Genomic DNA, 26,666 nt, shown 5'->3' with positions numbered 1-26,666 from the left:
AACGCCCATTCCGGATTCACCTGCCGGCCAGCCATCGACCAACTCCCGGTCAATCGCGGACGGTCTGCTGTCTGCGACATCCCTCGATGACAGGAGACGGCGTTGCGACGTACCCTCTCGACTCTCGGCGTGGCCGGCGCGCTGCTCGCCGCCGCCGTGGCCGTGCCCACGATGGCCGCCGCCGACCCCTCGACCGGGGCGGACCGCGTCCGAGGCAACGCCCGGCCGATCGTGATCGGTCACCGGGGCGCCAGCGGCTACCGGCCGGAGCACACCCTGGAGGCGTACCGGTTGGCGATCCGGATGGGCGCCGACTACATCGAGCCGGACCTGGTGTCCACGTCCGACGGTGTCCTGGTCGCCCGGCACGAGAACGAGATCTCCGGCACGACCGACGTGTCGACGCACCCGGAGTTCGCCGCCCGGAAGACGACGAAGACGATCGACGGCGTCGCCGTGACCGGCTGGTTCACCGAGGACTTCACCCTGGCCGAGCTGAAGACGCTGCGGGCCAAGGAGCGGCTGCCGCAGGTACGCGTCGCGAACACCGCCTTCGACGGACGCTTCGAGGTGCCCACCCTCCAGGAGGTCATCGACCTCGCCCGCACCGAGGGGCGGGCACGGGGCCGCACCATCGGCATCTACCCGGAGACCAAGCACCCGACCTACTTCACGTCGATCGGCCTGCCGCTGGAGGAGCCGCTGCTGAAGGTGCTGCGGCAGAACAAGCTGGACCACAAGAACTCGCCGGTCTTCATCCAGTCGTTCGAGACGGCCAACCTGCGTCGCCTGAGCCGGCTGACCGACGTGAAGCTCATCCAGCTCCTCGACGCCACCGGTCGCCCGTACGACTTCACAGTCGCCGGCGACACCCGCAGCTACCAGGACCTCGCCAGCGCGGCCGGACTGAAGTGGATCGCCGGGTACGCCGACGGCATCGGGGCGAACAAGAACCTGATCGTGCCCCGGGACGCCGCCGGCGCCCTGCTCGCCCCGACCAACGTGGTGCGCGACGCGCACCGCGAGCGGCTGCTCGTGCACTCCTGGACGTTCCGTGCCGAGAACCAGTTCCTCCCCGTGGACTTCCGGATCGGCACCGACCCGAACGCGCGCGGCGACATCACGGCCGAGTACGAACTCTTCCTCGGCCTGGGTCTGGACGGAGTCTTCAGCGACCACCCGGACACCGCAGTCGCCGCCCGCGCCGGCCTCGCCACGCGCTGAGACCGTCCGCGCCTCGGCGGTGTCCCCGCCGGGTTGACCTCGGCTGGGAGCTGACCCGCTCCGAGCCGACCGCCGGGCCGATCACGCCCGGCCCACACGCTGGCCCGTCGTCCGCCACCCGGACGACGGGCCAGCGACACGTTTGCCCTGCCACATACCCGGTCAGCTGGCCTCGGGCGCGGGGAGGTCGCCCCGCGGGCGTGGGCAGGTGGCTCACGGCGTCGGTAGGTGGCTCACGGCGTCGGTAGGTGGCTCACGGCGTCGGTAGGTGGCCGCGCGGCTGTGGGCAGGTGGCTCACGGCGTCGGTAGGTGGCTCACGGCGTCGGTAGGTGGCCGCGCAGCTGTGGGCAGGTGGCTCTCACGGCGTCTCGGCAGGTGGCCGCGTGGGCGTGGGCAGGTGCCGCGCGGGCGGGTGGCCCTGGCCGCGTGGGCGTGGGCGGGTGGCCGCGCCGGTGTGGGCAGCACCTCGCGGACGCTATGGAGCTGATGCCGTAAACGAATCGCGCCGCCGACGTCCGCCGACGTCCACGCCGACGTCTACGCCCGCTCACGCCTACCGGTACACGTGGGCCTGTCCAAGGTCACGCTCGATCCTGGATCAAGTGGTATCGCCGACGGCCCAAGGCCACTAAATCCATGATCGAGCACGACCTTGACCGGGCGAACCGGGGCTCGGGGCCGCAACTTCGCCAATGTTGCGGTATCGGGGCAGGTCGAGGCAGCAACATCGGCGAAGTTGCTGCCTCCCCGCCGAGCGAGGCACCATCTTCGCCGATGTTGCGGCGATCTTCGCCCGCTTGGCGTTCGACGGGGGCGCTCGGGCGGGCAGCGTCACCGGCGGGGGTGTTCGGGCGGGGGTGTTCGGGCGGGCCGCGTTACCGGCGGGGGTGTTCGGGCGGGGGTGTTCGGGCGAGCAGCGTTACCGGCGGGGGTGTTCGGGCGGGGGCGCTCGGGCGGGCAGCGTTACCGGCGGGGTGTAGGTGCTGGTGTCCGGCTCCGGTTGGTTCGGCAAACCCTCGACGAAGGGCCGACGGAAGGCCGACGGAAGGCCGACGGAAGGCCGACGAGCAGGCCGACGAGCAGGCCGACGAGCAGGCCGACGAGGCGAGGGTGCCGCCTGCTCGGCGGGCGTCGGCGGTGTCCGCGACCGGCCGACCACGACGGGCCCTGCGATTGAGCGGGCAGGCCCGGATGGCGCGAGGCGACACAGGGCTCGGGCGGTCCGTGGGGGTTCGGGCCATCGGAGGCGCGGGTCACCGGGTGGTGGTGCGGCCCGCTGTAACCCCCGGCCACCCCTCTCCCGTTACTTGTGTGTTTCCGCCACATAGCTCGTGGGTGACGTCACTTCTAGCGTGAGCCGACAACACAGCATCCTGTCCTCACCTGGAGTCGCGATGACGGTCCGGCACACGCGGCGGGCGTTCCTCTCCGCCGCCACGATGATGGCCGCGGCGTTGGCCGCCACGGCCTGTGGTAGCCCGCAGGACACCGCCACCGGCGGCGGCGACAGCGCCGCCCCGGTCAAGGTCGGCCTGGTGTACTCCCAGTCGGGAGCCCTGGCCAGTTACGGAAAGCAGTACGTCGAGGGGTTCAAGGCGGGGCTTGACTTCGCCACCAAGGGCACCGGCAAGGTGGGTGACCGGAAGATCGAGCTGACCGAGGTCGACGACGCGGGCGACCCGGCCAAGGCCGTCTCCGCCGCGAAGGACCTGATCGGCAAGGGTACGAAGATCATTGCCGGCTCGACCGCGTCCGGTGTGGCGCTCCAGGTCGCGCCGATCGCGGCGCAGAACAAGGTCCTGTTCATCTCCGGCCCAGCCGCGACCGACGCGGTGACCGGGGCGAACAAGTACACGTTCCGTTCCGGGCGGCAGTCCTACCAGGACGTGGTGACCGCCAAGTCGTTCATCGGCGACCCGGCCGGCAAGAAGGTAGTGGTCTTCGCCCAGGACGGCGCGTTCGGCGACGCCAACGAGGCGGCCGTCAAGGCAGTCATCGGCAGCGCGGGCGCCACCGTCAGCAGCGTCCGGGCGCCGGCCAGCGCCACCGAGTTCACGCCGTTCGCCAGCCAGATCAAGGCCGCCAAGCCGGACCTGCTCTTCGTCGCCTGGGCAGGCACCACCGCCCCGGCCATGTGGCAGACGCTCGACCAGCAGGGCGTGCTCTCCTCCACCACAGTCGTCACCGGCCTGGACATCCGGGCCTCCTGGCCGACGTTCGGGGCGGCCGGCGCGAAGATCTCCTTCCTGTCGCACTACTTCGACGGCGCGTCCGACACCGAGGCCAGCAAGGCGTTGAAGGCCAAGGTGAACACCATCGACCTGTTCCACCCGGACGGCTTCGCCGCCGCCCAGATGGTGGTCCGCGCGGTGCAGGAGGGCGGCGACGACGTCGACAAGATGGTCACCGCGCTGGAGGGCTGGAGCTTCGACGGGGTCAAGGGCAAGATGACCATCCGCGCGGCCGACCACGCGCTGCTGCAGCCGATGTTCCAGGCCAAGCTGACCGGCAGCGGCACCGCCTTCACGGCGACCGCGCAGAAGAGCCTCACCGGTGACGAGACCGCGCCGCCGGCCGTGGCCATGAAGGGCTGACCATGCTCGCCACCCGCGGTCTGACCTGGCGGATCGGTGAGGTCGCCATCGTCGACAGCGTCTACCTCGACCTGGCGCCCGGGGAGTTCCTGGGCGTCATCGGGCCGAACGGCGCCGGCAAGACCTCACTGTTCAACCTGATCACCGGCCTGCGCCGGGCCACGGAGGGCCGGATCACCCTGGACGGGCAGGACATCGGTGGGCTCGCGCCGCACCGGCGGGCCCGCCTCGGTCTGGGCCGTACCTTCCAGGCGTCGTCGGTCTTCGGCTCGCTCAGCGTGCGGGAGAACGTCCGGCTCGCCGTGCAGGCGCACCGCGGGGGCTCGATGGCGCTGTGGCGGCGGGCGGCGGCCGACCGGGAGGTCGCCGCCGCCGCCGACGCGGCGCTCGACCGGGTCGGCCTCGCCCACCGGGGTACGGCACTCGCCGGCACCCTTGCCCACGGCGAGAAACGCAAGCTGGAGATCGCCCTGCTGCTCGCCGGTGAGCCGCGGGTGATGCTGCTCGACGAGCCGATGGCCGGCGTCAGCGCCGAGGACATCCCCGAACTGGTCGCCGTCATCAAGTCGTTGACCGGGGACAGTGGCCGGGCGGTGCTGATGGTCGAGCACCACATGGACGTGATCCTCGAACTGGCCGACCGGATCGCCGTCATGCACCACGGCGCGCTGCTCGCCTGCGACACCCCGGAGACGGTGATGGCCAACCCCACGGTGCAAGAGGCATACCTGGGGGAGTCGCTCTGATGGAACCCGTTCTCACAGTGGAGGACCTGTCGGTCCGGATCTCCGGGCTGCACATCCTTCAAGGAGTGTCGTTCACCGTCGCGCCGACCGGCGTGACAGTCCTGCTCGGCCGCAACGGCGTCGGCAAGACCACCACGCTGCGCGCGATCGTCGGCCTCACCCCGCCCGCCGGGGAGGTCCGCGGCACCATCCGGATGGGCGCGCAGAGCCTGCTGGCCCGGCCCACCCACCGGCTGGTCCGCGGTGGGCTCGGCTACGTGCCCGAGGACCGGGACGTGTTCGCCGGCCTCACCGTCGCCGAGAACCTGCGGCTCGCCGAGCGTCGCGGCACCAGCCCGGCGTACGACAAGGTCTTCGCGCTCTTTCCGGAGCTGGACCGGCGCGGACGCCAACGGGCCGGCTCGCTCTCCGGCGGGCAGCAGCAGATGCTCGCGATCGGTCGGGTGCTGCTCAACGACAACCGGCTGCTGCTTGTCGACGAGCCGACCAAGGGTTTGGCGCCGAAGGTGGTGACCGAGGTGGCCGAGGTGTTGGAGCGGGTCGCGGAGTCGGTGCCGGTGCTGCTCGTCGAGCAGAACCTGGCGGTCGTACGCCGGCTGGCCCGCGACGCTGTGGTGCTGGCCGCCGGCAAGGTGGCCTGGACCGGCGACGCCCACGAGCTGCTGCTGGAGACCGCGTTGACGAAGTCACTGCTGGGTGTCGGCTCGGCGGAGGTGAGTCACTGATGGGGACCGTGATCCTGTTGGCGTTGACCGGGCTGGGCCTGGCGGCGCTGTACTTCCTCGTCGCGTCCGGCCTGTCCCTGGTCTTCGGCCTGGCCGACGTGCTCAACTTCGCGCACGGGCTGTTCCTCGGCGTCGGCGCGTACGGCACCTGGTGGGCGGCCGGCAACCTGCCGGGGGCCGGCTCCGACGGGTTCGGCTTCGTGCTCGCGGTCGCCTTCGGGGTGGCCGCCGGCACGCTCGTGGCGATCCTGGTCGAGTTGGTGCTGATCCGCCCGCTCTACTCGCGCACCATCGAGCAGGTGCTGGTCACCGTCGGGCTGTCACTGGCCGGGGTGGCGCTGCTCCAGGCGACCTGGGGTGCGGACGCCCGCACCTTCCCCCGCCCCGACTGGACCCGGCAGGTGACCGGGATCCTCGGTGCGCAGGTGCCCAACGGTGGCCTGCTGCTGATCGTCGCGGCGGTGTTGGTGCTCGGCGCGATCCTGGCGTTCCTGCGGTGGACCCGGTACGGCCTGGTGATCCGGGCCGGGGTGGAGAACCGGGAGATGGTGACAGCGCTCGGCATCGACGTGCGCAAGGCGTTCACGCTCGTCTTCGCCATCGGCGGGGCGGCCGCCGCGCTCGCCGGCGCGCTCGGCGGGGTCTACTTCGGCACCGTCTCGCCAGGCCAGGGCGGCTCGCTGCTGATCTTCGCGTTCATCGTGGTGGTGATCGGCGGGATGGGCTCGGTGGTCGGCTCCGCGTACGCGGCGGTCGTCGTCGGTCTGGTGCAGCAGTTCGTCAACTACTACGGCACGTCCGGGCTGGGCGACATCTGCGTGGTCGGGCTGCTGGCCGTGGTGCTGCTGCTGCGTCCGCAGGGCATCGCCGGAAAGGTGGCAACGGCATGACGGTGATCGACGCGCCTCGCGCGCAGGTGCCCGACGAACTGAGTCCGCAGCGGGGCAGGTGGCACCGGGTCCGCCCGTTCCTGCCGCTTGTCGCGCTTGCGGTCCTGGCCATCCTGCCGTACTCGACGATCTCCCTGCCGGGGATCTTCGAGGGGCCGGTCAACTCACCAGGCACCCTGCAACTGCTCGCCATCTGCCTGATCTTCGGCGGCCTGGCGGCCGGGTACGACCTGCTCTTCGGCCGGACCGGCATGCTCTCCTTCGGGCACGCGCTCTACTTCGCCGCAGGTGTGTACGGCACCGACATCCTGGTCACCCGGGCCGGGCTGCCACTGTGGCAGGCGGCGCTGCTGACCATCACCGGTGGGACGATCCTCGCCGCGCTGCTCGGCGCGGTGGCGCTGCGGACCGTGGGCATCGCATTCGCCATGGTCACACTGGCGTTCGCCCAGGTCGGCGCGATCCTGGTGGCGCGGGACTTCGGCGGGCTCACAGGTGGCGAGGAGGGCCTCCCGCTGGACGTTTCCGGGCTGCCCGCCGGGCTGGTGGGGGTGACAAACACCGTCAACCTGTACTGGCTGGCGCTCGCGTACCTGACGCTCGTGGTCTTCGTGGTGCACCGGGTGAGCGGGTCGCCTACCGGCCGGGTGCTCGCCGGGCTGCGTGACGACGAGCGGCGGATCGGCGTGCTCGGGCTTGACCCGTACCGCTACAAGCTTGTGGCGTTCACCCTGGCCGGCGGGCTGGCGTCGGCGGGCGGGGTGGTCTACGTCCTCATCGTCGGCGGCGCGTCGCCGCACATCACGTCCTCCGAGCTGACCCTGTCGCTGCTGGTCATGGTGGTGCTCGGAGGGCCGGGCACCCGGTGGGGGCCGGTGCTCGGCGGTGTCCTCTACATGTACCTGGACCACCGGCTCACCGCGTTCGGCACGAGCGACGCGGTGGACAACCTGCCGGCGGTCCTCAGCCGTCCGCTGAGCCAGCCGCTGTTCGTCCTGGGCACGGTCTTCATCCTGGCCGTCTACTTCTTCCCCGGAGGCATAACCAGCCTCGCCCCCCGCCTGTCCCACCTGACCCGATCCCTCCGCCCCCCACGCTGACCCCGGTTCCACCCAGCAGGGCGGCGGCCCCCCGTGTGGCCGCCGCCCTCTGCGTCGTGGGTCAGCCGTTCAGCAACTCGTACGCCATCGCCGGCGCCTTCGTGGCGGCGGCCCCGGTCGGCACGCTGATCTTCGGCGCGCTGCCGTAGTCGGCGTACTTGACGACGTAGTCGTACGCCTTCGCCTTGCCGGCGGCCGGGATCTTCAACGTCAGCGAGGCCAGGTGCTTGTCCGCGCCGACCACCGCCGTGAACGGCACCTTCTTCGCGGCCTCCCCGAGGGCCGCCGCCTCGCCGTCCGCAAGCGCCTTCGCCGCTTCCCCGCCGCTCACGTCGATGACGCCGACGTACTGCCCGGGACTCTTCTCCTCGACCGAGGTGGCCGCCTGGATGAGCGGCCCGGCGTTGCCCTGGTCCACGCCGTCGTAGGCGGGGATGTCCGCCGCGTCGGTCAGCTTCTTGGGGTCCAGCTTCATCCACTTGTCGGGAAACCGCGGCAGGCCGGGACGACCGCTGAACTTCGCCTTCACCCAGTTCTGATCCTCGATCACCAGGAACGACATCTTCACGACGATGCCGTCGGAGTCCGCCGGCATGGCCATGTTGAGCTCGAACCCCTTGGCCGCCGGGTCGATCCGGCCGCTGATCGTGCTCGACGAGTCCTTGCCGCTGAACCGGAACGCCCCCTCGGTGCCATCCGGGACGGCGTCCAGGAGAGCCTCCTTCGGGCTGGCGCTCGGGCTGGCGGACGGGCTGCTCTGCGGTGCCGCGGTCGGTTCGCTCTTTGGCCCGCAACCCGCGAGCAGGGTGGTCGCGGCCAGCACGGCGGTGGCCGTACCGACCGTCCGCAGGATGGTGCCGGGGGTGCCCGTTGCCTGTGTCATCGCACTTCTCTTTCTCGCTGCCTGGCTTCTGCCGACGACGATGCTGCCGGCCGGCACGGCGGTCCGGCTGCCGATATGCTGCCGTCCGGCTGCCGGGCACTGCCGTCCGGCGCTCCCGGGGGTGTCAGGAGCGGAAACTCGCATGTCAGGACAGCTGCGTTTCGAGATTCTCGGGCCTCAGCGGGCCTGGCACGCCGACCGGGAGATCGACCTCGGTCCGGGTAAGCAGCGCGCGGTGCTCGCCGTGCTGCTGCTCTCCGCCGGCCGCCCGGTGTCCACCGGGCAGATCGTCGACGCGGTCTGGCCGGAGGAGCCGCCCGCGAACGGCCCCAACGTCGTGCAGAAGTACGTGGCGGGACTGCGCCGGGTCCTGGAACCTGATCGTTCGCCGCGTACGCCGGGACAGGTGCTCAGCCTGACCGACGCCGGCTATCTGCTGCGGGTGAATCCCGAGGCGGTGGACGCGGTCCGCTTCGAACGGGGCGTGCAGGCCGCCCGCCAGCGGCACGCGGCCGGGCGTACGGACGAGGCGCTGGCTGAGCTGACCGCAGCATTGGACCTGTGGCAGGGGGAGCCGTTCGCGGGCATCCCCGCGGGATTCTTCGCGGCTGCCCGGCACCGTCTGGTGGAACTGCGGGCGGTCGCCCTGGAAACCCGTGTGGAGCTGGAGTTGGCCCGCGGGCAGCATCGCGAGTTGATTGGTGAGCTGGTCGAGCTGGTGGCCGAGTTCCCGGTGCGGGAGCGGCTGCGCCACCACTACATGGTGGCGCTCTACCGCAGCGGACGGCAGGCCGAGGCGCTTGCCGCGTACGGGGAGATCGACAGCTTGCTCCGTGAGCAGTACGGCATCGACCCCGGTCCGGCGCTGCGCGAGCTGCACGGGCGGATATTGCGCGCCGACCCGACCCTGACCGCCGGCGTTACCGAAGCGGAATGGCCCGCCCCGGCCCGCTCCGCGCGAGACGTGGAGACAGCAGCGCCCCCGACCGCAGCCCCGCGACCGGGCGTGATCGCCCCGCCCCCGGTTCCGCCCTACGCGGACCTCGCGCCGCCGCTGCACCCGGCACCGGGCGGTCTGCCCGCGGGCCCGCCTCCCGCGGTGCGGGCCGAGCCGGCGCGACGGGACCCGCACCCGTTGCCCACCTGGGTGAGCACCACGGCCACCGTCGCCGGCGCCAGTCTGGCGCTGCTGTCCTTCGGCATGGTGACCTGGCTGGCCATGGCGCCGTACGCGGTGCGGCGGCGGAGTCGGCGGCTCGGCCTCGTGGCGTTCGGCTATTTCCTCGCGGGGTCGTTGCTGGCCTACATGATCAACACGGATGACCTGGAGACGGAGGATTCGGCGGCGGAGGCGTTCTTCGGTCTCGGGCTCCTCGCTGTGTGCTGGCTGTGGGGCGCCGTGCACGTGATCCTGCTCAACCGCTGGGTCTGGGGACGGGTTACCGGCCGGACGGTCGAGGCCCAGGCGTACGAGGAGGAGCGACGGGTGCGTCGGGAGCAGGCACGGAACCTGCTGCACCGCTACCCCGCAGCCCGCCAGGAGTTCGCCATCGGCCGCCCGGACCTGGCCCGTGCCTTCGACGACGGCGGACTGATCGACGTCAACGCCGTACCCGACCACGTGCTCGCCGCCCTGCCGGGCCTTACCGACGCGCAACGTCGGCAGGTGGCGATGGACCGTTGGGTACGCGGCCCGTACGCCTCGATGGAGGATCTGGCGTCGCGCTGCCCGCTGCCGCTCGCGGTGACCGATTCGCTTCGCGGCGTCCTGCTCTTCCTGCCGCCACCCGGTACACCGGCGGGGGCCTTCGGGCCGTGGGCTGCGGAGCAGGCCGGGCCTCGCTGACAGTGGGTTGTCCGCCGCCCCTGGTAGAAATGCCGGATGGGCGACGAGCGGGCGGCGGTACGGGAGCGGGCCGAGGCGGTGCTGCGCCGGCTGGCCGGTGAGCACGCCCGGCTGCGCGAGGATCAGTGGCGGGCCATCGAGGCGTTGGTCGTCGACAGGCGACGGGTGCTCTGCGTGCAGCGCACCGGTTGGGGCAAGTCGGCTGTCTACTTCGTGGCCACCGCCCTGCTGCGCGACGGCGGGCAGGCCGACCAGGCCGGGCCCACGGTCATCGTGTCGCCGCTGCTGGCCCTCATGCGCAACCAGGTGGAGGCCGCCGCGCGGGCAGGCATCCGGGCTCGCACGATCAACTCGGCGAACCTCGACGAGTGGGACGAGATCACCGCCGAGATCCAGGCCGGCTCGGTGGACGTCCTGCTGATCAGCCCGGAACGGCTCAACAACCCGGACTTCCGTGACGGGGTGCTGCCGAAGCTGGCCGCGACCACCGGGCTGCTGGTGGTCGACGAGGCGCACTGCGTCTCCGACTGGGGGCACGACTTCCGGCCGGACTACCGGCGGCTGCGTACCTTCCTCGCCAACCTGCCCGAGCGCACGCCCGTGCTGGCCACCACCGCCACCGCCAACGCCCGGGTCACCCAGGACGTGGCCGAGCAGTTGGGCGATGCGCTCGTCCTGCGCGGCACGCTGGACCGCGAGTCGCTGCGGCTCGGCGTCCTCGACCTGCCCAGCCCGGCGCACCGGCTGGCGTGGCTCGCCGACCACCTGGACGAGCTGCCCGGCTCCGGCATCGTCTACACGCTCACCGTCGCGGCAGCGGGGGAGACTGCCGAGTTCCTGCGCTCCCGGGGCTACCCGGTCTCCTCGTACACCGGGCAGGTCGAGGACGCCGACCGGCGGGCCGCCGAGCAGGACCTGCTCGACAACAAGATCAAGGCGTTGGTCGCGACGAGTGCGCTCGGCATGGGCTTCGACAAGCCCGACCTGGGCTTCGTCGTCCACCTCGGCGCACCACCCTCGCCGATCGCGTACTACCAGCAGGTCGGCCGCGCCGGCCGTGCCGTCGAGCACGCCGAGGTGCTGCTCCTGCCCGGCGCCGAGGACGCCGCCATCTGGCGCTACTTCGCCTCGCTGGCGTTCCCACCGGAGCAGCAGGTCCGGGCCGTGCTGGCGGCCCTGCACACCGACCGCCCGCTCTCCACCCAGGCCCTCGAACCCCTCGTCGACCTCCGCCGGGCCCGCCTGGAGCTGATGCTCAAGGTGCTCGACGTGGACGGCGCGGTCCGCCGGGTGCGCGGTGGTTGGCTCGCCACCGGCGAGCCCTGGGTCTACGACGAGGTCCGGTTGCGCCGCGTCGCCGAGGCGCGCACCGTCGAGCAACAGGCCATGCGGGAGTACGCGACCACTACCGACTGCCGAATGCGGTATCTCCGGGAACGCCTGGACGACACCGCCGCGACCGACTGCGGCCGGTGTGACAGGTGCGCCGACCCGCTCTTCGCCGCCGACGTGTCGACGGCAGCGCTCGCCGCCGCGCAGACCTTCCTGGGCCGTCCCGGCGTGGAGATCGCCCCGAAGAAGCTCTGGCCGACCGGGCTGGACGCGGTCGGCGTCCCTCTCAAGGGCCGGATCGCCCCCGCCGAGCAGGCGCTCCCCGGCCGCGCGGTCGGGCGCCTGTCCGACCTGGGCTGGGGCGGCCGACTGCGGGATCTGGTCGGCCCGGAGGCGCCCGACGTGCCGGTGCCCGACGACGTCGCCGGCGCGGTGGTCGAGGTGCTGAAGGCGTGGGCGCACGGCGACGACCCGTGGCCCCGCCGCCCGGTCGGGGTGGTCGCGGTGGGCTCCCGCCGTCGGCCCCGGCTGGTCGGCTCGCTGGCCGAGCGGATCGCCGCCGTGGGTCGGCTGCCGCTGCTCGGCGCGGTCACACCGACAGGTCCGGGCGGCGCCGGCGGGCCGCGCGGCAACAGCGCCCAGCGTGTACGCGCGCTGCACGACGCCTTCACCGTTCCGGCCGACCTGGCCGACGCGCTGGCCGCGCTGGAGGGGCCGGTGCTGCTCGTCGACGACCTGGTCGACTCGGGTTGGACGATGACGATCGTGACCCGCGCGCTGCGGCGGGCCGGCGCTCCGGATGTGCTCCCGCTCGCTCTCGCCGTGGCCGGCTGAGCCGCCCTTCGCGTTCGTGGCGCTCGCGGTGCTGGCGGGCTGGCGGTGCCGGTGGTGCTGGCGGGCTGGCGGTGCTGGCGGGCCGGGGGTGCTGACGGTGCCGGTGGTGCTGGCGGGCTGGCGGTGCTGGCGGGCTGGTGGCGCTGGCGGTGCTGGCGGGCCGGAGGTCCTGGCCCCGGCGGTGCTGGTGGGCCGGCCTCCGGGGCCAGAGGGTGCTCGCGGGGCGGGGCTCTGGGCCGGCGTGGGGTGGACGGCGGGGGCCAGCGGTCCGCCGGCTCGGGTGCGGGGCGGAAAGTTCCCGGGCCGCGCGGATTGCGACGGTCGCCACGCCGCCCCGGCGTCGGGCGGGGCAGGCCGGGCGCGGCGGTACGGTGGCGGCATGACCGATCAGCAGCCCGTGACCCGCGCGTACGCCGTCACCGGCATGACCTGTGCGCACTGCGTGTCCGCGGTCACCGACGAGCTGTCGGCGCTGCCCGGTGTGCGGCAGGTCCAGGTCGACCTGGCCTCCGGCACCGCGACGGTGACCAGCGACAGCCCGCTGCCCGACGAGTCGGTGCGGGCGGCAGTCGACGAGGCCGGCTACGTGCTGGACGCTGGCGGTGCCTGAGCAGACCGCCGTCACGCCGGACCGGAGCACCGTCCGGCTGGCGCTCGTGGTTGGCGGGCTGGTGCTCGCCGTGCTGCTCGGCTTCGGCCTCGGCCGCATGAACGGCACCCCCGCCACCGGCGGCGTCAGCGGCGCTGCGGCGCTGACCGCCGACCACACCCACCCGCCGGGCACCGGGGCCCACGATCACGGGTCCGTGGCCGGCGCCGACCAGGGCGTGGCTGCCGAGCCCGGCGGCCTGTCGGTCAGCTCGGGCGGATACACGCTCGTCCCCCTGGCCACCGAGTTCCCGGTCGGCCGCCCCGGGCAGCTCCGCTTTCAGGTACGCGACGTGCAACGCCGCCCGGTCACCCGGTTCGCCATCGTGCACGACAAGCCGATGCACCTCATCGTGGTCCGTCGGGACCTGACGGGCTACCAGCACCTGCACCCGACAATGGCGGCCGACGGCACCTGGGCGGTGCCGGTGACCCTCCCTCAGCCCGGTGTCTGGCGGGCGTACGCCGACTTCACCGTGGTCGCCGACAACGGCGCCCAGAGCGCCCTCACCCTCGGCGTGGACCTGGTAGTGCCGGGCGGATACCAGCCTCGTCCGCTGCCGGCGGCGGCCACCTCGACGACTGTGGACGGGTTCACCGTCGGCTACCAGGGCAGCCCGCAGGTCGGCGTCACGGTGCCGCTCACCCTCCGGATCGACGGCGCGGACGGCGGCGCGGTGCTGCAGCGCTACCTCGGGGCGTACGGCCACCTGGTGGCGCTGCGCGAGGGCGACCTCGGCTACCTGCACGTGCACCCCGAACCGGAGCTGGCCGACGGCCAGGTGAAGTTCTGGCTGACCATCCCGGGCCCGGGCCGTTACCGCCTCTACCTCGACTTCCAGGTGGCCGACCAGGTGCACACGGCCGAATTCACCCTGACCGTCGCCTGACCCCGCCCGCCCCCTCCATTGATCATGAAGTTGTTGCCGCCCGCGTCGGCGTGTCTCGGGCGGCAACAACTTCATGATCGACACACGAGGGGGTGGGTGGGGTGGGGGTGGTTAGCCGGCGCGGCGGGTGGGGCGGCGGGCCAGGTAGCGGAGCAGGTCGCGGATGTGGTGCTTCTCCTCGGCCGGGACTGAGGGATCGGCCAGTCGGTCGAGGATCGCCCGCACGTCGGCCTCGACCGGGCCGTCATCGCTGCGGCGCCGGGTCGCCGGGCCCGTGTCGGGCAGCCCGAGGGCGCGGAACGCGGCAGCCACCGGCAGATCCAGTGCGGCGCAGAAGCCGCGCACCTTGGCCAGCTCGGGGTAATCCTGCCAGTCGCCGGCGAGCCAACGGAACACGGTGGAGCGGCCCACACCCGTGTGCGAGGCAAGATCAGTCACGGTCCAGCCGCGCTCGTCGCGAGCGTCGTCGATGGCACGCCGGACAAAGCGGGCGAACGCCATCTGCGGTGACACGTCTGCGGAACCCATCCCGGTATGTCTTTCCCTCCCGGCCGAGCACTGGGAAGATGCGCCTCCCGAGCGTAGTACGCCGGGAACCGGAAACCACTGACTGACCGCACAAACTGTCCCATGGATGAGACTCCGACGCGGGCAGTATTCGTACCGCCACCGAGCGATCATCGTCGTTGTTCCACTAAGCTCGGTGCCCGTCCCGGCACGGCGCACACGCGCGTGCCGCGTTCGCCCGGACCACCGCCGAGGAGCACCATGGCCGAATCGAGCCGTCCGCAGCCGTACCAGCCCGGTGCGGTGAGCCTCTTCTTCGTCGCCAAGGCCGGCGTCTTCGCCGCCGCGTTCTGGATCTGGTTGCTGGTCCTGGTGCTCCGCACCGACGCGGCCACCGGCACCCACGTGCTGGCCGCCACCGGCGCGATCACCACCACGCTGGCCGCGGTGGTGCTGGGGGCCCGGATGGCGCTGCAACGCAATGCGGCCATCCGGCACGCCGAGACGAAGAAGCTGCTCGTCGACATCTCCTGGAACGCGTTCACGGCCGCCGGCAACGCCGAGAGCTCGGGAAAGGTCGTGCCCTTCCCGAGCACTGCGGGCGACGACGACCGGTCGACCGTGCGCAGTGGGGACCGGGTGTCGGTCTTCGACCGCTCCGGCGTCCGGGACCGGGGCAACAACGGCGACCGCCGACGCTGAAGCCGAGGCGCCCTGCGGCGAAGGGGGCTTGTCATCCGCTGTGGCTGTCGGCCGTGTCGATGTGCTGGTGAGCGGTATACCGCAGAGGTATGAATATGACTCTGAGGTATACCGCTCACGACCGCATCCGCCCCCACGGAGGTGACCGACGGTCACCACAGGCCGCCGGCGGGCTGCCGGCCGCTGGCCGCGCCCATCGCCCGAGCCAGGTTATTAATTACCCGCCCGGGTGGTGGGTGGCTCGTCGGCGGCGAGCAGTGTCTCCAGCCGGGGCGTGACCCGCCACTGGTCGACGAGTTCGCGGTACTCCGACAGTCGTGGGTCGCCGGTGCCGCCACGGCGGGCTCGGATCAGCAGGTTGCGGGGCGTGTGCTGGGAGTCGACGAACTCCACCACCTCGGCCCGGTACCCGTGCACCCGCAGCAGCCCCGCGCGCAGCGCGTCGGTGAGCACGTCGGCGAAGCGTTCGCGCAGGATGCCCTGCCGGGTCAACAGGTCGTACGGCGCCGGGGTGGGCTGGGCGCGGAGCTGCTTGGCCAGGTCGTGGTGGCAGCACGGCGCGGCCAGCACCCAGCGGGCCTGCCAGCGCACCGCGCGGGCCAGGGCCTCGTCGGTGGCGGTGTCGCACGCGTGCAGCGCCAGCACCAGATCCGGGGCGGGGTCGACGACTGCCTCGGCGATCGTGCCGGCGACGAAGCTGACCTTGTCGGCCCAGCCCAGTCGCTGCGCCAGCTCGGTGTTGCGCCGCCGCTGGTCCTCCCGGACGTCCACGCCGACAAGCTCGACGTCGAGCCCCCGACTGGCGAGGTAGCGGTACGCGGCGAAGGTCAGGTAGGCGTTGCCGCAGCCCAGGTCGACCACCCGCAGTGGGCCGGTCAGGTCGTCGGGCAGGGTCGCGGCCAGGGCCCGGAGGAACGCGTCGACCTGGCGACGCTTGGCCGCCGAGCCGCCGATCTCCGCGAAGATCGGGTCGCCGGGGTCGAGCAGGTATTCCTTGGCCCGGTCGTTTCCGCCCGGCGTCGCCGCCGGCCGTGTCGTCGCGGCCCGGTGCACCTGCGCCTCACCGGATTTGGTCACCCGCAGTTGGAGGGTCGCGTCGGCCGTCTCCACGTGCCAGTTGCCGAAGGGCTCGGCCAGCAGTTCGTCGACCGCGACGGCGGCCTCCGGACCGGGGGCGACGTTGCGGGTGTACGGGCGTGCGCCGTCGGAGGTGGCGATCTGCAACCGGGGGCCGGCCTTGAGCGTCACCGGACGCAGCTCGGCCCGCACGACCGTGGGACGGTGTCCGCGGCGACGCCCGGCGGCGACCGCCCGGGTCAACGCGGGGTCGAGCAGCAGGGCACGAACCTCGGTCAGGGCGGCATCCAGTGGTTCCGGCATCGTTCCATCTTCGGCAGGTGGGGTGGGAAGGAGACATCCCCCGTACCGCGCTGAGGCGGTGCGGGGGATGTCGAGGGAATCTCGCTTCGTCAGTCCGCGGTCGCCTCGGCCGGCGTACCCGCGCCGGAACCGCCACCACGGCGACGCCGGCGGCGGCGCGGCTTCGCTGCCTCGCCCTCGGCGGTCGCGGCGGAGGCGGAGGCCGGTTCGGCCGGTGCCGTGTCGGCCGCGATCACCGCGGTCGGCTCGCCCGCCACCGTCTCGCCGGCCCGGCGGCGACGCCGGCGGCGCGGGGTGCGGCTGGCGTCGTCGCCAGCGGCGTCCGTGGGTGCCTCGGCGGCCGGCGTGCCGGCGTCGGTGCGGTCCCGGCGGCCGTCGCCCCGGCCACGGCGCTCGCCCCGGCCGTCGCCGCGGCCGTCGCCCCGGCTCTCACCGCGTCGCGGACCCCGGCCACCGCTGTCGCCCCGGCGGGAACGGGTCGTCCCGCCCAGGTCTTCCTCGATCTCGGCGGACAGCCCGGCCCGGGTGCGCTCGGCAGTGGGCAGAGTGCCGCTGACCTCGGTGGAGATGTGCAGGTCGGTGTAGAGGTGCGGCGACGTGTGGTACGTCTCCGGCGGCTCCGGCATCTCCAGACCGAGGGTCTTGTCGATGATCCGCCAGCGGGGCATGTCGTCCCAGTCGACGAAGGTCACCGCGACACCCGTGGCACCGGCCCGGCCGGTACGACCGATCCGGTGGGTGTAGGTGTCCTGGTCTTCCGGGCAGTCGTAGTTGATCACGTGGGTGACGCCTGTGACGTCCAGACCACGGGCCGCCACGTCGGTGGCCACCAGAATGTCGATCTTGCCGGCGCGGAACGCCCGCAGCGCCCGCTCGCGGGCACCCTGGCCGAGGTCACCGTGCACCGCGGCGACCGCGAACCCGCGGAAGTCGAGATCCTCGGCGACCCGGTCGGCAGCCCGCTTGGTGCGCGTGAAGATCATGGTCAGGCCACGCCCCTCCGCCTGGAGGATGCGCGCCACCACCTCGACCTTGTTCATCGAGTGGGTGCGGTAGACCAACTGTTCGGTCTGCGGCGACGGCCCGGTCTCGGCGGTGTGCCCGGCGTGAATCGTCATCGGCTGGCGCAGGAAGCGCCGGGACAGGGTGACGATCGGGTCCGGCATGGTCGCCGAGAAGAGCATCGTCTGTCGGTCCTCCGGAAGCATCGCCAGGATCTTCTCGACGTCGTCGAGGAAGCCCAGGTCGAGCATCCGGTCGGCCTCGTCGAGGACCAGCGCGTGCACCCGGTCCAGTCGGAGGTGCTTCTGCTTCTGCAGGTCCATCAGTCGGCCCGGGGTGCCGACCAGAATCTCGACGCCCTTGCGCAGCGCGTCGATCTGCGGCTCGTACGCGACACCGCCGTAGATCGGCAGCACGCGGACGCCGCGCGTCCGGCCGGCGGCGGCCAGGTCCTTGGCGACCTGGATGCCCAGCTCGCGGGTGGGGACGACGACAAGTGCCTGCGGCACGCCGTCGCTGCCCTCACCGGGCGCGAAGACCCGGTCGAGCAGCGGCACGCCGAAGCCGAGGGTCTTGCCGGTGCCGGTGGGCGCCTGGCCGATCAGGTCGACGCCACGCAGGGCGATCGGGATCGCGTACTCCTGGATGGCGAACGCGCGGGTGATGCCGGCCGCAGCCAGCGCCTCGACGGTCTCCTCGCGGGCGCCGAGTGCGGCGAAGGTGGGAGCCTCGGGTCGGACCGGGGCGGTGGGGGCCAGTTCCTGGCCGTCCAACAGATCTTGAGTCAGGTCGCTCATCTGGATGTGGGGGTGCCCTCTCGTGGGTGCGCCCGTCATGTCCTCAGGGCGCGTTCGGTATGACGCGGGCCACACGGTCGGCGGCAGATTGCCGAGCCGGACCGGGCCGCACGCGCGCCGCGGGCTGCGCTTCGATCAGATCGGCGCCCACGGCAACTGCTCTATGCTACCTGAACAGGCAAGCTCACGTCCCGATTCCCGGTCGGCCAGCCGCCACGCGGGGCCATTGGATGTGACCTGCGCCACACTTCCTCGGGTGCTCGTCCGTGCCCCGCGCGGGCCACGCGGCTCCCGTTCCGCACGGTAGCCTGCGCTCGTGTCCGCGCCGACCACCCCCGGTCCCGCCGTCGCCGCCCTGCTGGGCCTGGTCGCCTTCGGTGAGCTGCTCGCCTTCGAACGCATGGCCGGCGACGCGCGACTCGCCCCCGACCTGCACCGACGCGCCGCGCTGAGCCAGATGGCCGCAGCCGAGATCGGCAACTACCGGCGGCTCGCCGACCGGCTCACCGCGCTGGGCCTGCCGCCGGAGGAGGCGATGACGCCCTACGTGCAGCCGTTGCAGGCGTACCACGACTCCACTGAGCCGCGGGACTGGGCGGAGGTGGTCACCAAGGCGTACGTGGGCGACGCGATCACCGACGACTTCCTCCGGGAGATCGCCGACGCGCTGGACGAGCCCGACCGGGCGCTGGTGCTGGACGTGCTGCACGACTCCCGGTACGCGGAGTTCGCCGTCGCCGAGATCCGGGGGGCCGTCGCCGAGGATCCCCGGGTGGCCGGTCGGCTCTCCATGTGGGCCCGGCGGCTGGTTGGCGAGGCGTTGTCCCAGGCCGGGCGCGTCGCCGCCGAACGGGCCGCGCTCACCGCGCTGATCGCGTGGGGCGACCGGGTCGACGTGCCGGGGTTGTTCGGGAGGCTCACCGCCGCGCACACCGCGCGGATGGCGGTCGCCGGGCTGAACAACTGACCGCCACCCGTCGGGTGCGGAACCGGCCCGCGGCAGGTGGCCTGGAAACGCCTACCTGCCGCGACGGCCGGACCGGTCAGCGAACGGTGAAACCGACCGATCGCGGGGACGCCTCGGCGATCTCGACGTAGGCGACCTTCTCGACCGGAACGATGACCCGTCGGCCCTTCTCGTCGGTCAGGGAGAGCGTGCCGCCGTTGCCGGCGAAGGCGTCGGTGACGATCTGCTCGATCTCGGCCGGCGACTGCGCGCTGTCCACTACCAGCTCGCGCGGCGCGTACTGCACGCCGATCTTGACCTCCACTGTGCCTCCTCAACTGGGGCGATAACCGCCCTGCGAAGGCTATCCGATCACGGGGTCGGCGGTCAGGCTGACTCACCTTGCAGCGGGAAGCTCGCGATGCCCCGCCAGGACAACGCCGCCACCAGGGCCTCGGCCTCCGCCTTCGGCACCTGCCGGCCACCGGCCAGCCAGAACTGCGCGGCGGTCTCGGCCGCGCCGACCAGCCCGGAGGCGAGCAACTCGGCGTGCGACCGGCTCACGCCGGTGTCGGAGATGATGGTGTCGGTGATCGCCGCGATGCAGCCCTGCTCGACCCGCTCCACCCGCTGCCGCACCGCCGGGTCGTTACGCAGGTCCGACTCGAAGACGAGGCGGAACGCCTCGCTCTCGTGATCGACGAAGTCGAAGTACGCGCGCACCGACGCGCTGACCCGCTCCTTGTTGTCACTGGTGCCGCGCATGGCCTCGTGCACCTGAGCGACGATGGCGTCACAGTGCGTGTCCAACAGGGCCAGGTAGAGGTCCATCTTTCCCGGGAAGTGTTGGTAGAGCACCGGCTTGGAAACCCCGGCCCGCTCGGCGATGTCGTCCATCGCCGCGGCGTGGTAGCCCTGCGCGACGAATACCTCCTGCGCCGCCGCGAGCAGCTGCTTACGGCGCGCGGAGCGGGGCAGGCGGGTGGGCCTGCCAGCGGTCTGTGCGCCGTTCCCCACAGCGGTCATGGGATCCTCCGAGTTCTCCGTACGGGCCGGCATTTTCCCCCCAGATCGGGGCGGCCCTCGACCGCGTCGTGGAAATGGCCCGCCGCTGTAACTTATCGCCACTCTCCCCACACGGTAGCCTCAGCGAGGGCGACCAAGGAGCGCGCGGTGAGTGAAACAGGGCAACCCGGAGCCGCCACCCCGGGAGAGCACGGTGACGGAACGGGTCAGCACGACGACCCGGGCCGCCCCGGCAGCGGGTGGGCGCCCTCGACGGGCGGGTGGTCACCGTCTGCCGAGCGCGAGCCGGCCGGGGAGCAGGTGCCACCGTGGCAGCAACCTCCCGCGTCGGGTTGGCGCACCTCCTCCACGAGGCATGGCGATCTGCCCGCGCCTCTGCCCGGGCTGAACGGTGACTCCGAGCGGCAGGCCCGGGTCAACGGTCACCACCACACCAACGGTGTCCACCACGACGAGGCCGAGATCGAGAGCGACAGCGAGAGCAACGGCGACGGCGAGCGCAACGGCGTCCGCCACGGCGATGCGGAGATCAACGGCGTCGCGCACCTTGGCGGCGGGGGCTCGTCCGGCCGCCTGACGCCTGTGAGCGCGCCGCCCGTGCGGCCCGACGAGGACCGACCCGACGTGGGCACGGGCCGGCTCGTGGTGCCCGCCCAGCGTCCCGCACCGGCCGTGGAGCAGGGGCCGGGAGAGGCCGACCCGTCCCGGCACTCCACCGCCGACCCTGCCGCGCCGCGCAGCGTCCGCTGGGCCGACCCCAGTCTGCCCGGCACGGCGCCAGCCTCCATCCAGGTGCCGCCCGTCGGCACGGCCGCCTCGGGATTCGAGGTTCCGCCCGGTCTCCGCGCGCCCACCGGCGAACGGTCGGCCGTCGACGACCAACCTGCCGTGTCGCGCGACTGGCGGGCCCCGCTCGCCGCGGAGGCATCGGCCGGGCCCGGGCGCGGCGACGACTCCGAGCCGGAGCGCCCCACCGGGGACACGCACCGGGCCGGCGAGTCCTCTTCCATCGAGCCGGACTGGTCCGGCCCGAGCTGGAACCGCCCGAGCTGGGGCAGTGGGTGGGCCCCGCCCTGGTCCCGCCAGGACGGCGAGCCGGCCGGTCGACCGACGCGGGACGAGTCCACGCCGGGCTGGGTCGCCGAGCCCAACCTGCCGTACGAGCCGGTGCGGGCCGAGCCGACCCGTCCGTACGAGCCGGTGCCCGCCGAGCCGCCTCGCGCGTACGACATCACCAGGGACGCCCCGCAGGCAGAGGCGGACGCCGGCCGGGGCACGCCCCCGCGCCCGTCCTGGGCCGGTGAACGTCCGGCCACGACCCCGACCAGCGGGCCTCCGGTGGCCTCCCGACCGGAGCCGGCCGAGCGTCCCTCCTGGGCCGGTGGGCCGACGCCCGAGCCGACCAGCGGGCTCCCCGCGGACCGCCCGTCCTGGGCAGCGCCGGCCCCGATCCGCGCGCCGGCCGACCCGTCGCCCCGCGTGAGCGGCACGGACCCCACCCCGACCAGCGGCCCGCCCGTGCCCCCACGCACCCCGTCGCCCGCCGCCGAGCGTCCCTCCTGGGCCGGTGGCCCCGCTCCCACCAGTGGCCCTCCGGCCGTTGACCGTCCGTCGTGGGCTGGTGGGTCGGCGTCGGGCAGCGTCAGTGGTGAGCCGTCAAGCGGTCCGCCAGCCGCCGAACGCCCTTCGTGGGCTGGGGCTGCGTCAGGCAGTGCCGCCCGTGCCGAGCCGACCAGTGGCCCGCCTGCAGTTGAGCGCCCCTCCTGGGCCGGTGGGTCGGACCCGACACCGGCCAGCGCGCCGCCGCCGCGTCCGTCCTGGGCCGGCCCGGCATCGGCCCTCCCGCCGCCGCCCCGACCCTCCTGGGCCGGCGGCTCCGATCCGGCGCCGACAGGTGCCCCGCCGTCACGTCCGTCCTGGGCGGGCGATCCGACGCCCGCCAGCGCGCCTGCGAGTACGCGCCCGTCCTGGGCCGGCCCGGCACCTGCCGATCCGCCCAGGTCTGTCGATCCGCCGCTTCCGGCACCCGCCGGCCCACCCCCGACGTTGACCGATGCGCCGCCACCAGCGGCACCGGTCCGTCCGGTGGCCGAGCGGCCCTCGTGGGTCGGTGGATCGCCGACACCGGTGGCGGCCGAGCTACCCGACTGGTCCGAGGGGCGCATTCCGGCAGCCCCCGCCGAACGTCCGTCCTGGCCGGCCACCCGGCCGGCGACCTCTCCCCGGGCGAGCGACGCGGGCGAGTCGACAGGCCCGGTCCGGCCGACCGCACCGTTCCGGCTCCGCCCGGCGACCCCCGAGCCGCCCGAGCCCGCACCCGCCGAGCCGACCCCTGCCACCCCGACGGCGACCGGTCCTGCCTCCGCCGGTCCGCCGGCTCCCTCGACTGGCGCCGGTCCGGCCTCCGCCACGAGCGGCCCCGGGCGTCACGACCGGCCGTCACCCGCGTCCGCCCCTCCCTACGCGGCCCGCCGATCCGCCCCCGACCCGGCGTCGTCGGCCGAGCCCGCCGACGGCGGACGACGGCCCGACACGTCGGCGGTGCTGCCGCAGCGCGTCCCCGCGGAACCGGACGTGCCCGTTGTGCCGGAGCCGCCAGCAGTGGAGCCCGCCGAAACCCCCGAACTCGCTCGCATCGCCACCCACCTGCGTCGCGACGACGAGCCCGCTCCGTTGCGGGAGCGTCCCGAGGGGTTCGACGTCAACGCGATCCTGGACGCCGTACGGGAGGTGGCCGGCGTCCGGGACGCCGCCCTGCGCCGTACCCCGGCCGGCGCGCACAGCCTCCGGCTGGATTTGGCCGACGGTGCCGATCCGGCCGAGGTGAGTCGACAGGTGGCCCGGCTGCTCCAGGAACGGATGGGGCTCGCCGCAGCCCCGCAGAACGTGCCCGGCCTGCCCACCACGCCGGCCCCGCCGGTCCGCCGTCGCGCCGCCGAGCCGCGCCCTGCCGCGCCACGACCCGTCGAGCCGCGCGCCGTCGAGCCGCGCGCTGCCGCGCCACGACCCGTCGAGCCGCGCGCCGCCGTCGAGCCGCGCGCCGCGGAGCCACGCGTAGCCGAGCCGGGCGACACCGGCGCGGAACCGCGTACCGCCGAGGCCGCGCCGGCAGGCCCGGAGCAGTGGGTCGGGGCGGACGCGGCACGTCGACGGCGGGCTGGTGCTCCGCACCGGGGCCGCGCCACCGTCGAGGAGCCCGGCTCGGTCTCGGCCGCCCCCACCGGCGGAGCCACCGGCAGCCCGGCGACGGTCGGTACGTCGTACTCCGGGGGTCAGGTGACCACGACCGAGTCGGCGCCCTCCCGACCGCTGGAAACCGGCGGCGTGCCGGGGCCGCGCGTGGTCATCGACCACGTGCAGGTCAGCACCTTCGGTCTGGACGCCAACGTGGAGGTTCGGCTGCTGGCCGGCGACGACAACGCCGCCGGGTACGCGACCGGGCCGGCGGTGGACGGTTACGTGCTTCGTCTCTGTGCGGTGGCCGCGGCCGCCGCAGTGGACGAGTTGCTGCGCGGCGCCGAGAACGCCGAGCGTGGCCGCTGCTTCGTCGAGCACGCGGCGGTGGTGCCGTTCGGCAACTGCGAGGTGGCCACGGTGGTGGTGCTGCTTGTCTGCGAGGGCTGGGTCGAGCAGCTCGCCGGTTCCGCCCTGGTGGCCGGCGACCCGCGACAGGCGGTGGTCCGGGCGACGCTTGCGGCGGTCAATCGCCGACTGGAGGCGCTGCTGTCCTGAGTGGTCCGAGGCAGACTGGGAGGATGAAACGCGCCTCCCTCTGGCCGGACCACCTCCTCCCCGAGGTAGGTGTTCCGCCGCCGTGGCCGGGCCGGGAGGTCCGCCTCGACGGCGTCGCCACCTATGTGCGGGACACTCCGGCCACGAGCGTCGACGCGGAGCCGGCGTTGTACGTGCACGGGCTGGGTGGCTCGTCGCAGAACTGGACCGACCTGGCCGGGCTGCTCGCCGACCGGCTGGACGGCCAGGCCATCGACCTGCCCGGGTTCGGCCGCAGCGAGCCGGGCCCGCGCTACACCATCCCTGCCTTCGCCGACCTGGTCATCCGGTGGATCGAGCACTCCGGTCGGGGGCCCGTCCACCTGTTCGGCAACTCGCTGGGCGGCGCGGTCTCGGTCCAGGTGGCGGGGCTGCGACCCGACCTGGTCCGTACCCTCACCCTGATCTCTCCGGCGCTGCCGTTCCTGGACTTCCGGCGGTCGTTGCAGGGACGGATGCTGCCCGTGCTTGTCATCCCCCGGGGTGAGCGGCTGGTCGCCCGGCACCTCACCCAACTCGCGCCCGAGGTGATGGCCGAGCAGGTGTTGGAGGCGTGCGTCGCCGACCTCAGCCGCATCTGCGCGCAGCGTCGGGCCGAGGCGTTGGAGGAGATCCGGGTCCGGTACGAGGCGGAGCACTACGCCGCCGCGTACGTCCGGACGTTCCGTGGGCTGGTCTCCAGCTTCCTGCGGGCGTACCTGCCGGGGGCGGGCTCGCTGTGGCGGCTCGCGGGGGCGGTGCGCGCGCCGACGCTTGTGGTGGGCGGCCGGCAGGACCGGCTGGTCGACGTCCGCGTCGCGCCCCAGACCGCCCGGGTCATTCCGGACAGCCGCCTGCTGATGCTCGACGGTGTCGGTCACGTGGCGCAGTTGGAGGTTCCCCGGCTGGTCGCCCGGGCGGTGGTCGGCCTGCTCGCCGAAACGGAGGAGGCCGCTCGGCCGTCCGATCTGGCAGGCTGACCGGGATGGTCAGTTCCGTTCGCCGCCGCCGCCGGTTCGCACTTGTCGCCCAGCTGGTGGCGGTGGTGCTGGCGGTCGGCGCGGCGGTGACCGTGATCGCCGAGCGTCCGGGCGTGCCAGCCGATCGGCTGACCGCCGAGGAGGTCGCTCCGCCGCCGCTGGTGGGCGGACAGTTGCCGCCGTCGGTGGATCCGTCGCCCACCGCCACCGCCACCGCCTCCGCCGCCTCGCCGAGCCCGTCGCCGAGCCCGTCACCTGTGCTGCGGATGCCCGGTGCGGTGCCGACCGCGGGGACCGGCCGGTTCGGTCACGACGACCACTCCGGCCCGGTGCTGGGTCGGGCGGGTGAGCTGCGCCGCTACCGGGTGGCGGTCGAGTCGGGCAGCAACGAGGACGTCGCCGCGTTCGCCCAGGCCGTCCGGGTGGCGCTCGCCGGGCCGGGCAGTTGGGTCGACAGCGGCAGGCTGCGGTTGCAGCAGGTCCCGGGGGACGCTCCCCGGGACTTCACGGTCTATCTGGCGACCGCCCGTACGGCGGGCCGGATGTGTGCCGAGGGTGGCGTGGACATCCGGATCGGCGGGCGGCCGTACACCTCCTGCCGCGCACCCGGCCAGGTGATCATCAACCTGGATCGGTGGCGGTTGTCGGTGCCGCACTACGTGTCGGCGGGCGTGCCGCTGGCGGTCTACCGGACGTACGTGGTGAACCACGAGGTGGGTCACCAGCTCGGGCACCGGCACGAGCGCTGCCCGGGCGCGGGGCGTCCGGCGCCGGTGATGATGCAGCAGACCCTCTTCCTCAACGGGTGCCGCGTCAACCCGTGGCCGTACGTCGATGGTCGGCGCTACGCCGGCCCGGCTCTCTGACCCACCGCCGCCAAGCGCCGGAATCAGGTGCATTGCGTCTATAGCGGCAAAAGCGGAGAATTGCCGGCATAATCTGGCAGGCTGGATGTCATGACGCCGTCGTCCCCTTACGGCCCACCCGTGCCGCCCGACCCGCCCGAGGGGTCGGCGTACGAGGGTGTGCGTCCCACGCTGGTGCGGATGCGCCGCCGCCGACGCCGCAGCCTGCTGCTCGGCCTGCTCGTGGCCGCCACCGCGACCGCTGTCGGCGTGACCGCGACGCGTGGCGACGAACCGCCTGCCGACGTGCCGCCCGCCCCGGCCCAGGGCGGGATGGGCCTGGGCGGCGGGGAGGCCCACCCGGTGTTGCCAAGCGGCTACCCGTCGGTCGGCGCGGGACGCTTCACTGCCGCCGCCGGGGGAACATCAGTGCACGGTACGGACGGACCGCTGCGCCGCTACCGGGTCGTGGTCGAGCGGGGCAGCGGTCAGGACGCCGACGCGTTCGCCGCGCGGGTGGACGAGGTCCTGGCCGACCCGCGTAGCTGGACAGCCTCCGGCGAGCTGCGGGTGCAGCGGGTGGCCGACGCCGACGTCGCGGACTTCACCGTCTACCTCGCCACCCCGGTCACGTCGGAGCGGATGTGCGCCGAGGGCGGGTTGACCACCGAGCGCTACACCTCCTGCCGGCTGCCCGGCCAGGTCATCATCAACCTGGCCCGTTGGCAGGAGGCCGTGCCCGACTACGGGGCCCCGCTGGAGACGTACCGCACCTACGTCGTCAACCACGAGGTGGGCCACGAGTTCGGCGAGGAGCACGAGGCGTGCCCCGGCCCGGGGGAGCCCGCTCCGGTGATGCAGCAGCAGACGTACGGGCTGCGGGGCTGCGTGGCCAACGCCTGGCCCTACCTCGACGGCCGTCGCTACGCCGGCGACATCGTCCCCTGACCGACCGGACGTCAGTTATTCCCCTCCCGCATCGCGGGCCACGTGTCCTCCCTCATGGCCGAGTGCGGCC

Annotated in this window: 22 protein-coding genes; 16 read left to right on the top strand and 6 right to left on the bottom strand. The window is 73.3% G+C overall.

Translation table 11 applies throughout. The annotated features are described in order from the left end of the window. Positions 1-102: 102 nt before the first annotated feature. The 6 genes from OOJ91_RS18095 (at position 103) to OOJ91_RS18070 (ending at position 7,280) form a co-directional block, all read left to right on the top strand. The gene (locus OOJ91_RS18095) at positions 103-1,224 is read left to right on the top strand and encodes a glycerophosphodiester phosphodiesterase (RefSeq protein WP_266246455.1); all 1,122 of its coding nucleotides are present in this window, start codon (positions 103-105) and stop codon (positions 1,222-1,224) included. Positions 1,225-2,619: 1,395 nt separating this feature from the next. Beyond that, positions 2,620-3,819, top strand: coding sequence for a substrate-binding domain-containing protein (locus tag OOJ91_RS18090; RefSeq protein WP_266246453.1), 1,200 nt, complete (start codon positions 2,620-2,622; stop codon positions 3,817-3,819). A gap of 2 nt (positions 3,820-3,821) precedes the next feature. Then, complete coding sequence (locus tag OOJ91_RS18085; RefSeq protein WP_266246452.1) at positions 3,822-4,565, top strand: ABC transporter ATP-binding protein; 744 nt, start codon at positions 3,822-3,824, stop codon at positions 4,563-4,565. Then, a complete protein-coding gene (locus OOJ91_RS18080; protein WP_266246450.1) occupies positions 4,565-5,290 on the top strand; it encodes an ABC transporter ATP-binding protein in 726 nt (241 codons plus the stop codon). Before OOJ91_RS18085 ends, OOJ91_RS18080 begins: the two co-directional genes overlap by 1 nt. After that, positions 5,290-6,180: a branched-chain amino acid ABC transporter permease gene (locus OOJ91_RS18075; protein ID WP_266246448.1), complete on the top strand. Its 891-nt coding sequence runs from the start codon at positions 5,290-5,292 to the stop codon at positions 6,178-6,180. The genes OOJ91_RS18080 and OOJ91_RS18075 overlap by 1 nt, the downstream gene beginning before the upstream one ends. Beyond that, positions 6,177-7,280, top strand: coding sequence for a branched-chain amino acid ABC transporter permease (locus OOJ91_RS18070; RefSeq protein WP_266246447.1), 1,104 nt, complete (start codon positions 6,177-6,179; stop codon positions 7,278-7,280). The genes OOJ91_RS18075 and OOJ91_RS18070 overlap by 4 nt, the downstream gene beginning before the upstream one ends. Positions 7,281-7,341: 61 nt before the next feature. Here the strand turns inward: OOJ91_RS18070 and OOJ91_RS18065 are convergent, their stop codons facing one another. Continuing rightward, positions 7,342-8,163, bottom strand: a complete 822-nt coding sequence (locus OOJ91_RS18065) for a hypothetical protein (protein ID WP_266246446.1) — start codon at positions 8,161-8,163, stop codon at positions 7,342-7,344. 142 nt (positions 8,164-8,305) lie between these two features. Between OOJ91_RS18065 and OOJ91_RS18060 the strand changes: the two genes are divergently transcribed. The 4 genes from OOJ91_RS18060 to OOJ91_RS18045 all read left to right on the top strand — a co-directional run bounded on the left by OOJ91_RS18060 (position 8,306) and on the right by OOJ91_RS18045 (position 13,713). Next, a complete protein-coding gene (locus OOJ91_RS18060; protein WP_266246445.1) occupies positions 8,306-10,009 on the top strand; it encodes an AfsR/SARP family transcriptional regulator in 1,704 nt (567 codons plus the stop codon). Between the two features lie 36 nt (positions 10,010-10,045). Beyond that, positions 10,046-12,175, top strand: coding sequence for a RecQ family ATP-dependent DNA helicase (locus tag OOJ91_RS18055; RefSeq protein WP_266246444.1), 2,130 nt, complete (start codon positions 10,046-10,048; stop codon positions 12,173-12,175). Positions 12,176-12,554: 379 nt separating this feature from the next. Then, positions 12,555-12,785, top strand: a complete 231-nt coding sequence (locus OOJ91_RS18050) for a heavy-metal-associated domain-containing protein (protein ID WP_266246442.1) — start codon at positions 12,555-12,557, stop codon at positions 12,783-12,785. Continuing rightward, positions 12,778-13,713, top strand: a complete 936-nt coding sequence (locus OOJ91_RS18045; protein ID WP_266246440.1) for a hypothetical protein — start codon at positions 12,778-12,780, stop codon at positions 13,711-13,713. The genes OOJ91_RS18050 and OOJ91_RS18045 overlap by 8 nt, the downstream gene beginning before the upstream one ends. Before the next feature lie 111 nt (positions 13,714-13,824). Here OOJ91_RS18045 and OOJ91_RS18040 read toward each other — a convergent pair whose 3' ends face one another. Continuing rightward, positions 13,825-14,241: a helix-turn-helix domain-containing protein gene (locus OOJ91_RS18040; RefSeq protein WP_266246438.1), complete on the bottom strand. Its 417-nt coding sequence runs from the start codon at positions 14,239-14,241 to the stop codon at positions 13,825-13,827. 240 nt (positions 14,242-14,481) lie between these two features. Between OOJ91_RS18040 and OOJ91_RS18035 the strand changes: the two genes are divergently transcribed. Beyond that, positions 14,482-14,922, top strand: coding sequence for a hypothetical protein (locus OOJ91_RS18035; RefSeq protein ID WP_266246436.1), 441 nt, complete (start codon positions 14,482-14,484; stop codon positions 14,920-14,922). 213 nt (positions 14,923-15,135) lie between these two features. On the opposite strand, the gene OOJ91_RS18030 is transcribed toward OOJ91_RS18035, so the two are convergent. Further along, on the bottom strand, positions 15,136-16,302 hold the full coding sequence (locus OOJ91_RS18030; protein WP_266246434.1) for a class I SAM-dependent methyltransferase: 1,167 nt from the start codon (positions 16,300-16,302) through the stop codon (positions 15,136-15,138). An 89-nt stretch (positions 16,303-16,391) separates the two neighbouring features. Next, positions 16,392-18,101, bottom strand: coding sequence for a DEAD/DEAH box helicase (locus OOJ91_RS18025; RefSeq protein ID WP_266246433.1), 1,710 nt, complete (start codon positions 18,099-18,101; stop codon positions 16,392-16,394). 316 nt (positions 18,102-18,417) lie between these two features. Here OOJ91_RS18025 and OOJ91_RS18020 point away from each other — a divergent pair, with 316 nt between their 5' ends. Beyond that, positions 18,418-19,068 (top strand): ferritin-like fold-containing protein, encoded by a 651-nt coding sequence (locus OOJ91_RS18020; protein ID WP_266246432.1) that lies wholly within the window; start codon positions 18,418-18,420, stop codon positions 19,066-19,068. Positions 19,069-19,144: 76 nt separating this feature from the next. Here OOJ91_RS18020 and OOJ91_RS18015 read toward each other — a convergent pair whose 3' ends face one another. Next, a complete protein-coding gene (locus tag OOJ91_RS18015) occupies positions 19,145-19,372 on the bottom strand; it encodes a DUF3107 domain-containing protein (RefSeq protein WP_266246431.1) in 228 nt (75 codons plus the stop codon). A gap of 62 nt (positions 19,373-19,434) precedes the next feature. Then, complete coding sequence (locus OOJ91_RS18010) at positions 19,435-20,073, bottom strand: TetR/AcrR family transcriptional regulator (protein WP_039909051.1); 639 nt, start codon at positions 20,071-20,073, stop codon at positions 19,435-19,437. A gap of 147 nt (positions 20,074-20,220) precedes the next feature. Between OOJ91_RS18010 and OOJ91_RS34615 the strand changes: the two genes are divergently transcribed. From OOJ91_RS34615 to OOJ91_RS17990, 4 genes are all read left to right on the top strand, one after another. Beyond that, positions 20,221-23,805, top strand: coding sequence for a hypothetical protein (locus tag OOJ91_RS34615; RefSeq protein ID WP_439117074.1), 3,585 nt, complete (start codon positions 20,221-20,223; stop codon positions 23,803-23,805). Positions 23,806-23,828: 23 nt separating this feature from the next. Next, a complete protein-coding gene (locus OOJ91_RS18000; RefSeq protein WP_266246430.1) occupies positions 23,829-24,803 on the top strand; it encodes an alpha/beta fold hydrolase in 975 nt (324 codons plus the stop codon). 5 nt (positions 24,804-24,808) lie between these two features. Next, positions 24,809-25,669 (top strand): DUF3152 domain-containing protein, encoded by an 861-nt coding sequence (locus OOJ91_RS17995; protein ID WP_266246429.1) that lies wholly within the window; start codon positions 24,809-24,811, stop codon positions 25,667-25,669. 90 nt (positions 25,670-25,759) lie between these two features. After that, on the top strand, positions 25,760-26,596 hold the full coding sequence (locus OOJ91_RS17990; protein WP_266246427.1) for a DUF3152 domain-containing protein: 837 nt from the start codon (positions 25,760-25,762) through the stop codon (positions 26,594-26,596). The last annotated feature ends 70 nt before the right edge of the window (positions 26,597-26,666 follow it).

This window comes from Micromonospora lupini, from assembly GCF_026342015.1.
In the GTDB taxonomy this organism is placed as follows: domain Bacteria; phylum Actinomycetota; class Actinomycetes; order Mycobacteriales; family Micromonosporaceae; genus Micromonospora; species Micromonospora lupini_B.
Note: the sequence above shows the minus strand (reverse complement) of the source record. Positions and strands in the feature narration are given on the sequence as shown.